An 11,675-nucleotide genomic window follows, 5' to 3' on the forward strand; every position below is an offset into this window, starting at 1 on the left:
AGTCTGGGCCGTGTCTCAGTCCCAGTGTGGCGGATCATCCTCTCAGACCCGCTACAGATCGTCGCCTTGGTAGGCCTTTACCCCACCAACTAGCTAATCCGACTTAGGCTCATCTATTAGCGCAAGGTCCGAAGATCCCCTGCTTTCTCCCGTAGGACGTATGCGGTATTAGCATCCCTTTCGAGATGTTGTCCCCCACTAATAGGCAGATTCCTAAGCATTACTCACCCGTCCGCCGCTAGGTCAGTTACCGAAGCAACTTTCCCCGCTCGACTTGCATGTGTTAAGCCTGCCGCCAGCGTTCAATCTGAGCCATGATCAAACTCTTCAGTTTAAAATCAGTAGTACCTTTAAAGGGTACCAATCTTGGCTCATCAATTTTCTGACAAATATTTCTCAAATAAACTTCGAGTAATTTCTACCATCAATCAATGAAAATAATTTCGATCGATCAACCAGTAAAAATCCACACAAGTTGTTCTTCATAAGCTCTTAATGATCTTCTTGCTGATTCGTCACCAGCAAGCTAGGTCGGCTATATTACACTGAATTTCTAAAGTGTCAATCCGTAATTCAAATTAATTTAAACTTATCCAACAAAACCTAATCTTAACACTTCGTGCTAAGTTACTGTTTTATCAGAAGTTTTAATCTTCATCACTGCCGATGGATGTGCATTCTACAGGATTTCAGAGCGCTTGCAACACCTTTTTCAAGAAAATTATTTTGCATGTACATTTTTTACTCTTTTTGTGTATTTTCATTCATTTTTTATACAAATTTGCTTAAATGATGTCTATTCGTGAATATAACGTTTATTATTTTTATACTAATAAGTAGTGCTCCTTACTCAGACAAGGCCTCGGGTTTCCTTATGCATCGTTCTATTTACTTATCTATATGCTTATTTTCTCTAGTATCAAGCGTACATGTTTTCGCAGAGGTCAACACGGATGTGGAAAATGAATCTTTGAAAACGCCACTCAGAACCAAAATATCGGCCAAGGCACAACAATTACAGACACAGCTAAAAGTCGATGCCAGTGCAGCACAGGCTGAAGAAGTCAAAGATCCTTTCCAACCGTTAAATAGAAAGATTTATCAGTTTAATGATGCGATTGACCGTACTGTGGTACGTCCTATAGCTGTTCAGTATGTTGAGAAAGTTCCACAGGATGTCCGCGGTAGCTACACCAATTTCCGTAATAACCTGGGTGAACCCTGGAATGTAGTCAATCAGCTGATTCAGGGCCGTCCGACCCGCGCAGCAAAATCCTTGGGACGTTTTACCATTAATACTTTAACGACCTTAGGTTTGGCTGATCCGGCACGTCGCCTTGGTTTAAGTCATGAAGACGAGAGATTTGGAACTACTTTGGGTTATTATGGTGTTGCGTCTGGTCCTTATATTATGTTGCCATTTTTAGGCCCAAGTTCAGTGCGTGGGGTGATTGGTACTGCTGTAGATAGTCAAACCCGCCCACAAAAATATCTTCTCGAAGATGAAGATGGGCTTTACTGGACCGACCAGTTCTGGCGTGCCATTGATAACCGCTCGGAAATACTGGATGTTGAAGGGGTGCTGACCGGTGATCGTTATGCCCAGATTCGGGATATTTACTTGCAACGCACCAATTACGCGATTGCTGAAAAGAAAGGTACAGAACAAGATACCCTATTCCTAGAAGATGACTTCGAAGAAGATAGTTCTGAAGATATACCTTTTGATGAGAACAATATTGAATCTTCAGAAGAAGATCTTTAAGTTCATGCTTGATGTATGATTGCTAGTGAAATCTGTTCGCTAGCAATACCTTGCTTGTTATAGTACATCGTATAACCAACCCTGAGATCGAATCACTTTTTTATGTATTTCATTCAACCGACTCGTGATATTCCCTATTTAGATCAGGTACTTGATACGCTTCCGCATATTCAGATGATCTATCTGGATGATCATGAGCTGTATGATTCTACGATTATCGCAATTGCAGATGTACATGACTATCTGAAATATAAGTGGAATCTGCCTACCATTGTGCTGGCCTTAGAGCATGAAGGCACAGCGTTGGCTCAGGCTTGGGAGCAAGGGGCGCTGGCAGGCTGGATCTGGAATAAACTTCCTGAAAATCCTGACCTGGCGCTGCAAAAAATTGATGCGCAATATAAACGTAACCAGGATAGCCGTGATCTGCCTTCTGCGGCAGAACTACAAAAAAGATTGTTACCCAACCCGATTAAACTGACCAATTATGAGGTCGAAACTTATTTTCAGCCTTCAGCCTATCTTTCAGGAGATTGGTATGATTACTGGAAAATTAGCGACAAAGAAGTGATTTTCTATTTGGCCGATGTATCTGGACATGGCGTCACCAGTAGTTTACTCACGTCCTGGATGGCTGCTTTTCACGGTCGCTCCAAAACGCCGCGCGAGCTGATTAAAAAGCTTAACGGCATGCTAATGCAGGAAAATATTGAAAAGCACATCACCATGATTGCCGGGATTTTAAATCTGGAAACCCATGTATTAAAATGGTCCAGTGCCGGACATTATCCCCCACCGATTATATTTGAACCCAATCAAGAGCCTAAGATTTTCTCTACCAGCAGCTTCCCTTTAGGTCTGACCGAAGAGCTTGAGGTTGAAGAAAACGAATGGGTATTAAGCCCTAATGCCCGTTTTATCATCTGTTCAGATGGTGCACTGGAACCCTTTGATGGTGGATTAAATGAGCAATTTTCGCAATTATTACATCACTTGCAGAATGAGTCATTTCAGGCTCCAGAACATGTGGCCGACGATATCGCCTTTTTAAGCTTTATCCGCGTAAATTAGCAGTATATTTACAGACTTTATAAGCACTTAATTTGATTACCACTTTCAGCTACTTGAGTATCAATACACCCTATGGGATAATTTAATATCCTTCTCTGCAAATGGCATTTATATGTCAACAGGTCATGTTGAATATGCAAGTCTGAATGGAACGCATATTTTTAAGCTTATCGGCGAAGTGCGTGCCCAATCTTGTATTAGTCTAGACAAATTACTGAACAAAATTGAACAGCAGGACAACGTAGTTGGCGCTATCGTTGATCTCACCGAAACCAGTTTTATTGACAGTACCGTACTGGGTGTTTTGGCCAAGTTAGGACTGAAACTCAAGCAAGTACATAATATCCAAGCTGTTATGCTTTCCACTAATTCCGACATTACTACTTTGGCCAACAGTATGGGACTGAGCCAGGTGTTTGTGATTCTGAATTATTGTGGCGATCCGAATGTCTGCACCCGTGCGCTGATGGAAGAACATGTCACGCATCAAAATATGCTAAATACCGTTCTGGATGCGCATAAAACCTTGATGAAGCTAAATCAAAGCAACCAGAATATGTTTGAACCTTTAGTCAAACAGTTACAGAAAGAGCAAGACAATTTAGATAAAATCTCCGAGCAAAAGGTATAACGACTATATAAGAGGACCGCATGACTTTACTTTCTGTTGCACAAATGAATTCTCAAAATGAAATTGACGCCAATTTTGTGGAGATTGAGTCTTTAATTCAACAAAGTAAGGCCAATGGTGCTGAGTTAATTGTTTTCCCGGAAAATTTCGTCTGTTTCGCAGCAGGCAAACAACGCGAAACTGCTGCACAATTTGAAGTCATTCAACAACGTCTGGAACAACTTGCCCATCAATATCAAACCTGGATTGTGGCCGGGACTTTGCCCTGCCCTTATCGTCCGGATGGCTCAATCATTCAAGATGGCCGGGTGCGTACTGTCAGTCTGTGTATCAGTCCTGAACGAACTGAAGCGCGTTATGACAAAATTCATTTGTTTGATGTGCAAGTCGGCGATGCCGTTGGTGGTTATCAGGAGTCCAAATTCTTTGAACCTGGTACAGAGGTGGTCGTCGCGAAAACTCCTTTTGGCAATATCGGCTTGATGGTCTGTTATGACCTGCGCTTTCCAGAACTGGCTTTAAGCTTACGTGCTAAGGGTGCAAACCTGCTGACTGCGCCTTCTGCATTTACCTATACCACCGGTGAAATGCACTGGCAGTTATTGCTGCAAACCCGTGCCATGGATAGCCAGTGTTCGGTACTTGGCGCTGCTCAACAAGGCTGGCATGGTGAAAAACGTCAGACTTGGGGGCATGCAGCTGCCACCAATAGCCGCGGCCAACTGTTGAATATGATCCATGCTGATGGCTCCCATTTGATTACGGTGGACTTTGATTTAAGTGAACAGCAAAAAATCCGTGAATCCATGCCTTTAATGCAACATCGTAAACTGCTACAACTTTCTTAAGAAACCTGCCCGGATACTTGCATAAATTAACAAAATCCCTGCTTATTCTTCAGGCAAAATCGCCGAGCATAGAAGCTCCATGAACAATAAATAGGGATTAAGCTCATGTCATTAGAAAAAGCCGTCTATACCGCACATGCCAAAGCCACAGGTGGTCGTGATGGCCGCGCCACCTCTGACGATCAGATTTTAGATGTACAATTGGCCGTGCCCAAAGAAATGGGGGGACCTGGTGGTGGAACCAACCCTGAACAGCTCTTTGCCGCAGGTTATTCGGCATGTTTCTTGGGTGCGATGAAATTTGTTGCCAATCGTGACAAACTGAATATGAGTAAAGATGCTTATATCGAGGGTGATGTAGGAATTGGTCCAATTCCGACCGGGTTTGGTATTGAGGTGACTTTAAATATCCATCTTGAAGGTATGGATCAGCAAGAAGCGCAAAAACTGGTAGATGCCGCGCATATTGTCTGTCCGTATTCAAATGCAACCCGCAATAATATTGATGTGAACTTAAACGTCATTACTTAATTTTTCGATTCAACCGCTATCCTGAAAAAATGCTTCAGGATAGCTAGAGCGCTATTATAAAATTTTAATCGCTGCATCTTCCCTTAAAGGCCAATTCTATTTTCAAAACAAAAGCAAAAATCTTAATACTTATATATAATGATTCTTATTTGCAATAATTTATTTTAAATCACCTTATGTTTAAATTATTTATCTCTAGTTCTCTCCTGTTCAGCATTGCGACTGCCTCTTTTGCAGAGCTGCAAATTTCAGAAAAAGTTCGCCCCCAAGTAAAATCTGTAGTTAATGCCGGGATTGAACGTCTGCCCATTCCTGCAACACCCAACAATATGATTCTGCCTGAATTTGGTAAAGGTATCATTGGTTGGGGTGCTGGCCCCAAAGATGCCGAAGTCCGTTTCCAGCGTGTCACCACAGCCGATGTTGAAAAAATGAAACAGGATGGGGTTACTTTAGAAATGGCGCAGGCCTGGCAGACCTTCTATGAAAATGAAACTCAGCGGAATCCGGGCAATCCGACTGCACCTTTTCGGGCCCAACTGATGAAAAAAATCGTCAGCCTCTGGTAAATATCCAGATATCCTGAGGATAAGTCATTAAAAGCAGCAGATTAAAAAATTATTCTGCTGCTTCATTGGTGACCCGTAATACTTCTTCAATGGTAGTTTTCCCTGCCAAAACTTTGCGCAGACCATCATCCCGAATCGAACCGGATTGCTGCCGTGCATAACTTTCTATTTCGTATTCGGCCGCATTGCCATGAACCAGACGGCGCATATGATCATCGACGGGCACAATTTCATAAATCGCAGTACGCCCGCTAAAACCAGTATTGCCACAGCGCTCACAACCCTGTGGTTGCGGCAGTCTTAAATCCTGTGGATGTTCAATATTTTCAAACAGTTTCTTTTCAAAAGCATCTGCTTCATGCCAGGTCGCGCAATGCGGACATAACGTTCTGACCAGACGCTGGGCAATTACCCCAATCAGGGAGCTTGAAAGCAGGAACGGCTCAATGCCCATATCTTTCAAACGCGTGACTGCACCAATCGCGGTATTGGTATGCAGGGTCGACAACACCAAATGCCCGGTCAAGGAGGCCTGCACCGCAATTTCTGCGGTCTCCAGATCACGAATTTCACCCACCATCACCACATCAGGATCTTGGCGCAGCATGGCTTTTAAGGCACGTGCAAAGGTCATATCCACTTTGGTATTCACCTGGGTCTGACCAATACCTTCCAGTTGATATTCAATCGGATCTTCAGCGGTGAGGATGTTTTTGGAACCATCATTCAGGTCAGAAAGTGCGGCATATAAGGTGGTGGTTTTACCCGAACCGGTGGGGCCAGTGACTAAAATAATGCCGTGTGGACGATGCACCAGAGTTTTCAGTCGATCATAGTCATTATTCATCAAGCCCAAATGGGTCATATTTAAACGACCGGCCTGCTTGTCCAGCAGACGCATCACCACACGCTCACCATGAGAGGATGGCAAAGTAGATACACGGACATCGACTTCACGTCCGGCCAGACGCAAGGAAATACGACCATCTTGTGGAATGCGCTTTTCCGCAATATCCAGTTTGGCCATGACTTTAATCCGCGAGACCAAAAGCGGCGCAAGTTCACGGCGCGGCTGGACAATTTCACGGAGCTGGCCATCGACCCGTAAACGTACCGACAGTTTTTTCTCAAAAGATTCAATATGAATATCGGAAGCCCCGACCCGAATCGCTTCAGACAATAATGCATTGATCAGTCGTACAATCGGCGCATCATCTTCCTGATCCATCAGATCTTCAGCTTCAGGTACGGAATCGGCCAGACTGAGTAAATCCGGATGATCTTCCAGACCCGCAGCCACCTGTTGTGATTCGCCGCTATCTCCGGCAAAACTGGAGCTGAGTAACTGGTTAAATTCCTGTTCGCTGCACAGCTGAAAATGAGCCGGATAACCGAGCAGACGGCGCGCTTCCTGCAATGCAAGCATCGAGGTATTGTCACGACGCAGAATAAAGGCCTGATCTCCCTCATAACGCAACAGCACACCATGGCGCTTGGCGAAGCTATATGGGATTTGTAATTGTTTAAGTACTTGCATCGTGAATTATAATAATGATGAAAAAATTTAAATTGAGTGTACTCTAAGCATATGACAGCGTGAAGTATGTTTTCAAAGATTTAGCAAGAAAGGGTGCCAACATTGCCGCAAGATAAAGATGAATTAATCCCGAATACAGCGAAAATGCGCTGGTGGGGAGAACAGATTTTTGAAATAAATCAATCCAAAGCCTGGCAGTTTGGTTCCTTGCTGTTTCGTCTGACTCGAGGCATTCAGGAATGGCGACTGGAATACTATCGTCCTGTGGTGCAATATGATTATGAGCAGCAATGGCATCAGATTGATGATCCGAACTTTGCCTTTCCAGCGCCGGTGCACATTGAACGTTATATGTTCAAATCCACCCAAAATAAATTACAGTTGATGCCACGTTTAGCAAACCGTTCGGTGGTGATCAAGCCGGTTGATCCGATTTATATTCCTGCCGGACAACGTGGTACGCTTTATATCAGCACGCCCTTATGGATTGCCGGTTTTGTCGAGGGTCAGCGCGAACCAATTTTTGATCTCCCTGTGATCTTGCCAAAAGACACTTGGTTTGGGCCCAATCATCGCTCAGGTGAAATCTGCTATGCCACTGCAGTCGATGGCAGAACTGAACTGAAACAATTGCATCCACGCGCTTTTCGTGCGGTTACACCGATTGAATTTCACAATACCAGTAACCAGCAATTGCGCTTTGACCGGATGAATGTCCCGGTGCCTGCCCTGCCGTTATTTTACAGTGAAAGTACCGGGCGCTTATGGACCTCGCAAATCCGGGTCTTGCATGAAGGTTCGGACCGCCCACCGCGTATTCGGGTGGAGAACCGTACCCCGCCAAATGCCGGTGAAGTCGCCTATCTGCATCCACCGCGTGATCCGGCGGGCGCTTTATTTAATATGTTTGATTCATTTTTCTAAGGGCGTCTGATGCCAAGTTCAAATATTCCGACCGAAGTCACCAACAGCCTGAAGGGAGTATTTACCAATATCAATACCGACCGTTTAACCGAAATTTTGGTCGCGGTGGTGTTATGTTTTATTGGTTTCCTGATTGCGCGCTTTATTTCCAATACCTTTATTCGGACCATTGGTGTACGTTTTAATGCCCATCAGAAGCTGGTCTGGCGCCGCGGGATTTTCTATTTTATTTTCCTGCTGTTTGTAATGGCCAGCCTGAAAGAAGCCGGTTTTAAACTGAGTGTCTTCCTCGGGGCTGCCGGGATTCTCACCGTAGCCTTGGGTTTTGCGTCACAAACCTCGGCATCCAACCTGATCAGCGGTCTGTTCCTGATTGGTGAGGGTTCTTTCGAAGTCGGCGATACTATTCAAATCACCTTGATTCGTGGGCATACCATTGAAGGTGAAGTGATTTCGATTGACCTGCTTTCAGTCAAACTCCTCACGCAGGATAATATCTATGTACGTTTGCCGAATGAACAGCTGATTCGGGCACCGGTACAGAACCTGTCAAAATTTCCGATACGGCGTATTCCGATTACGCTGGCGATCAATTTCCACGAAGATATTATTAAAGTACGAGAAGTGCTGCTGGATGTCGCCAATAAGTATCCATTAGTTTTGGCTGACCCGAAACCTGCAGTCACCGTTACCGCCTTTCGTGAATCATCCATCGAGTTGTTATTTGCGATCTGGTGCCAGCAAGAAAATTATCTGAAAGTACGCGATGAAATGCAGGAACGGATTCGTAATGGCTTTGTCGATAATCAGATTGAAATTCCAGTGCCGAAAATGGGCTTTGTCGACCATCCATTATCTCGCCCCTTAGAGAATGTTGATATTGACCAATATGCCAATGACAAGGCCCTCAAAAGAGAGCCTGATCTAAAATAACCCTTCGATTCCCTCTTCTTTTTAAAGGAGAGGCTTAGGGAGAGGATTCAATCAGTTTTCTCTGGCATCGGCGCAATATAAGCAATCAGCAGCATCACCCCACCTGCCAGCAAGAAGGAAATGACTCGCGTCAGGGTGCCAATATGCGACAGGTCAAAGAGCACCAATTTTAAGGTCACAACCACCAGAATACTGCCGCCTAAAATCCACATCGGCTTCAGGTTTTTTAAGGTTGCCGTCCACATGGTGATCCAGGCCAGTAATACCCAAAGTACAGTCAAGCTGAGTTGCACCGTCGCATTACCCCATAGCTCCATATCATTAAACGGCGTGTGTAAATACACATGTAAAGCTCTTAAAACCATATAACTGGAAAGCCATAACAGGCTCAACACCATCAAGACTGCGATCATGCCCTTATCACGGCCAACCTTAATCTGTTGCAACAGCATCCAGATAAAACTGGCAAACATGGCGATACTGATCAGGTCAAAAGGATTCAGAATCGGCAACCAGTAATACTGGAATGCTTGCTGACTAAATAACTGTGAACATACCAGCCAAGTGGCCATCAGCAATAAACAACACTTGGTTTGCCAAAGCTGCTGCCAGCCTGATTGCAGGTCCTGTCGATAGCACCACAGGCAAAACAATAAAGGTAAGATCACCATACTGAAATAAGGCATGCTCGGGATCAGACACAGACTGGCCAAAGCCAAACTGCTAAAAACGCCCAAACTCATCCATTCTTTGGATAGCTGCAAACCAGCCAGCGGTCTGAGCCACAGAATCGCTAATAGCATCGCCGAAAGGGCAAAAACCCCGCGCTCCAGACCGCTATCCCAGACAATCACCGCATTTTGACTGCGATCCAGTGTCAAAATCACTGCAATGACCAGCAAGGGTGAGATACCACTCCACTTCGGTAGCAACCAGGACCATTGCTGATTTTTGCGCAGAATCATTTCATTCAACAGCACATAGCCCAGTGTGATGATGAATAAACTCAACACATAGGCATGCTGACTCGAAAATTCATCTTCCAGCAAAGCAAAGAGCATTAAACTGGCTGCAACACTTAAACTACTTAAAAAACTGATACTCAGACTATCCAGTTGCTGCTGGTATTTTTCTTTGAGCTGACTGATCGCCACCACTGCCACATAACACAGACTCAAAATCCAGAAAATCATCCGCGGTGTGGGATTGATTTCGACCAGATAATACAGGCTGCTAAATCCGGCCATCAACAATAAGCCCATACTTAAATAATGCGCCACCCGGACATTTTTCTCTAAGGCCCACAGATAAATTAGTACCCCTTCCACAGCCCAACCAACCACACTCCATTGTTCGGTCAATAAGATCGGTGGCACCAGTGCCAGAAAAATCAGCATCAGACTCAGATAACTTTGTGAAATAAGCTGAATCGTTTGTTTTTGGCGCAATAAAGTCCAACAAGTGGCAAAGACCCCTGCGAACAACAGACTTAGACCGGCTTGCCAGAGTTTTTGATCGGGCTGATTAAAGTGAATCAGATACAGAAAAATATAAGCAGTAATCGGTGCGGCAAAAATCAAGGCCAAGTCGAGTACCGGTTTTAGCTGAAAACGGGACAAATCCTGTCGTGCCAGCAACTGGCTAAAACGAAAACCCAGCCAGATAAACAGCGCACTATGCGCCAGAATCAGCGCAGTCATGGCATAACGCTCATGAGTATCACCATGAATCAGGCTATACATTCCACCGACAATCGCCGTAATTAAAAAGGCAATCTGATTGAGAATTTTCCAGGGGCGGAAGCTGCTCAGCACTGCCACCCCGACATTAATCAGCAAGTAATAACTGATCAGCTCAACAGCGGAAGCATCTCGGATTGGCAAGGTAAACGGCGCCAGATAAGCAATCAGCAAAGCCATTATGGCCAGTTCGATACTTTCCTGTTTCAGACTTAAATACAGCGTCATTGCCAAAATGATGATAAATACACATGCTGCCAGCGGTAGTGTTGGAATCACCAGATTGTAATAGGCAAAGAATAATGTCAGAAACAAACTCCCTAAACCTAATCCTTCCAGCGCCAGAGCAAAACTGCGGTTTTTAGGAATCAGCCGATAGCCCAGTCCTGTTACAAACAAACTGGCAAGCGCAACCAGACCTAATTTAGCAGCCAGACTCAGCTGCCAGTGCTCGGTGGCAAAACGCAGCAACAAAATAATCCCGATCACTAAAATACTAATGGCGACTTTTAAGACCGGATTGCCCTGAAAGATCCAGCGCTGCACTTGATCGATGAGATTAGGCGTGGACTGAGAATTTAGAGCCGGTTGAGCAGTCACAGGTGCAGCATCAGACCAGTTCGGTGGTGTCGAGGGTGGTGGATCGGCAGAATAAGATTGCGACTGTAACTGTATCAAGCGCCCTTCCAGACGTTGCAGCCATCGGAGTAAAAAGAACACCCAGGCGGTAATCCCGATGCCCATCAACCAGTCAAGCTCGGCCAGCCCACCGACAATGGCAATAATTGAAGAGACATATAAAGGAACTTTCGAATTGCGTTCCAGAGACCTCTGCTGCTGTGCAGCCAGTTGCTGTAGCGGGGCTTCTACTGCGCTGACATATTGCATCACACTGAAGAGAAAACCCACACCACACAGATAAGTCACAATCTGATAATCCAGATACCAAGCACTGATCCCAACAATTAGCAGAGTAATCAGCCAGATCATGCGTAACTCATTGCGTCCTGCAGCCATTCTTATATTTCTCTTTCCTGAATCATTCCATCATACAACAGCTTGTGCTGCTTATTTCATCTTCAGCCGATATTCGCTAAGCTGTAAACTCAGACTCGCCTCAGCGAGCG

10 protein-coding genes and 1 rRNA gene are annotated in these 11,675 nt (G+C 44.8%); 8 read left to right on the top strand and 3 right to left on the bottom strand.

The genetic code is table 11. From position 1 onward, the window contains the following. A 16S ribosomal RNA gene (locus FTV48_RS05865) occupies window positions 1-334 on the bottom strand; the annotation flags it as partial. Window positions 335-874: 540 nt separating this feature from the next. Between FTV48_RS05865 and FTV48_RS05870 the strand changes: the two genes are divergently transcribed. From FTV48_RS05870 to FTV48_RS05895, 6 genes are all read left to right on the top strand, one after another. Then, a complete protein-coding gene (locus FTV48_RS05870) occupies window positions 875-1,765 on the top strand; it encodes a VacJ family lipoprotein (RefSeq protein ID WP_074384079.1) in 891 nt (296 codons plus the stop codon). 102 nt (window positions 1,766-1,867) lie between these two features. After that, a complete protein-coding gene (gene gigA, locus FTV48_RS05875) occupies window positions 1,868-2,836 on the top strand; it encodes an RsbU family protein phosphatase GigA (RefSeq protein ID WP_005095839.1) in 969 nt (322 codons plus the stop codon). 112 nt (window positions 2,837-2,948) lie between these two features. Further along, a complete protein-coding gene (gene gigB, locus FTV48_RS05880; protein ID WP_004647542.1) occupies window positions 2,949-3,467 on the top strand; it encodes an anti-anti-sigma factor GigB in 519 nt (172 codons plus the stop codon). A gap of 20 nt (window positions 3,468-3,487) precedes the next feature. Continuing rightward, window positions 3,488-4,315 (top strand): carbon-nitrogen hydrolase family protein, encoded by an 828-nt coding sequence (locus FTV48_RS05885; protein WP_179999671.1) that lies wholly within the window; start codon window positions 3,488-3,490, stop codon window positions 4,313-4,315. A gap of 105 nt (window positions 4,316-4,420) precedes the next feature. Then, on the top strand, window positions 4,421-4,846 hold the full coding sequence (locus FTV48_RS05890; RefSeq protein WP_005095836.1) for an organic hydroperoxide resistance protein: 426 nt from the start codon (window positions 4,421-4,423) through the stop codon (window positions 4,844-4,846). 176 nt (window positions 4,847-5,022) lie between these two features. Continuing rightward, window positions 5,023-5,415 carry a DUF4951 domain-containing protein gene (locus tag FTV48_RS05895; protein ID WP_100355709.1) on the top strand — a complete coding sequence of 131 codons (393 nt, stop codon included), beginning with the start codon at window positions 5,023-5,025 and terminating at the stop codon, window positions 5,413-5,415. A 49-nt stretch (window positions 5,416-5,464) separates the two neighbouring features. Here the strand turns inward: FTV48_RS05895 and gspE are convergent, their stop codons facing one another. Beyond that, complete coding sequence (gene gspE / locus FTV48_RS05900) at window positions 5,465-6,952, bottom strand: type II secretion system ATPase GspE (RefSeq protein WP_005172539.1); 1,488 nt, start codon at window positions 6,950-6,952, stop codon at window positions 5,465-5,467. A gap of 144 nt (window positions 6,953-7,096) precedes the next feature. On the opposite strand from gspE, the gene FTV48_RS05905 reads away from it, so the two are divergent. Together FTV48_RS05905 and FTV48_RS05910 are read left to right on the top strand one after the other, a co-directional pair. Next, window positions 7,097-7,876, top strand: a complete 780-nt coding sequence (locus FTV48_RS05905) for a hypothetical protein (RefSeq protein WP_167381259.1) — start codon at window positions 7,097-7,099, stop codon at window positions 7,874-7,876. Window positions 7,877-7,885: 9 nt separating this feature from the next. Beyond that, complete coding sequence (locus FTV48_RS05910) at window positions 7,886-8,809, top strand: mechanosensitive ion channel family protein (protein WP_005095828.1); 924 nt, start codon at window positions 7,886-7,888, stop codon at window positions 8,807-8,809. Window positions 8,810-8,856: 47 nt separating this feature from the next. Here the strand turns inward: FTV48_RS05910 and FTV48_RS05915 are convergent, their stop codons facing one another. Then, entirely contained in the window at window positions 8,857-11,565 is a 2,709-nt protein-coding gene (locus FTV48_RS05915; protein WP_179999672.1) for a DUF2339 domain-containing protein, read from the bottom strand. Between the last annotated feature and the right edge of the window lie 110 nt (window positions 11,566-11,675).

Source organism: Acinetobacter sp. YH18001, from assembly GCF_013416975.1.
Taxonomy (GTDB): Bacteria; Pseudomonadota; Gammaproteobacteria; order Pseudomonadales; family Moraxellaceae; genus Acinetobacter; species Acinetobacter pseudolwoffii.

What these genes read in the sequence shown, in the direction of transcription:
- gspE (WP_005172539.1), bottom strand. Translation starts at nt 6,952, where the DNA reads ATGCAAGTACTTAAACAATTACAAATCCCATATAGCTTCGCCAAGCGC.
- FTV48_RS05890 (WP_005095836.1), top strand. Translation starts at nt 4,421, where the DNA reads ATGTCATTAGAAAAAGCCGTCTATACCGCACATGCCAAAGCCACAGGT.
- FTV48_RS05895 (WP_100355709.1), top strand. Translation starts at nt 5,023, where the DNA reads ATGTTTAAATTATTTATCTCTAGTTCTCTCCTGTTCAGCATTGCGACT.
- FTV48_RS05885 (WP_179999671.1), top strand. Translation starts at nt 3,488, where the DNA reads ATGACTTTACTTTCTGTTGCACAAATGAATTCTCAAAATGAAATTGAC.
- FTV48_RS05905 (WP_167381259.1), top strand. Translation starts at nt 7,097, where the DNA reads ATGCGCTGGTGGGGAGAACAGATTTTTGAAATAAATCAATCCAAAGCC.
- FTV48_RS05870 (WP_074384079.1), top strand. Translation starts at nt 875, where the DNA reads ATGCATCGTTCTATTTACTTATCTATATGCTTATTTTCTCTAGTATCA.
- gigB (WP_004647542.1), top strand. Translation starts at nt 2,949, where the DNA reads ATGTCAACAGGTCATGTTGAATATGCAAGTCTGAATGGAACGCATATT.
- FTV48_RS05915 (WP_179999672.1), bottom strand. Translation starts at nt 11,565, where the DNA reads ATGGCTGCAGGACGCAATGAGTTACGCATGATCTGGCTGATTACTCTG.
- gigA (WP_005095839.1), top strand. Translation starts at nt 1,868, where the DNA reads ATGTATTTCATTCAACCGACTCGTGATATTCCCTATTTAGATCAGGTA.
- FTV48_RS05910 (WP_005095828.1), top strand. Translation starts at nt 7,886, where the DNA reads ATGCCAAGTTCAAATATTCCGACCGAAGTCACCAACAGCCTGAAGGGA.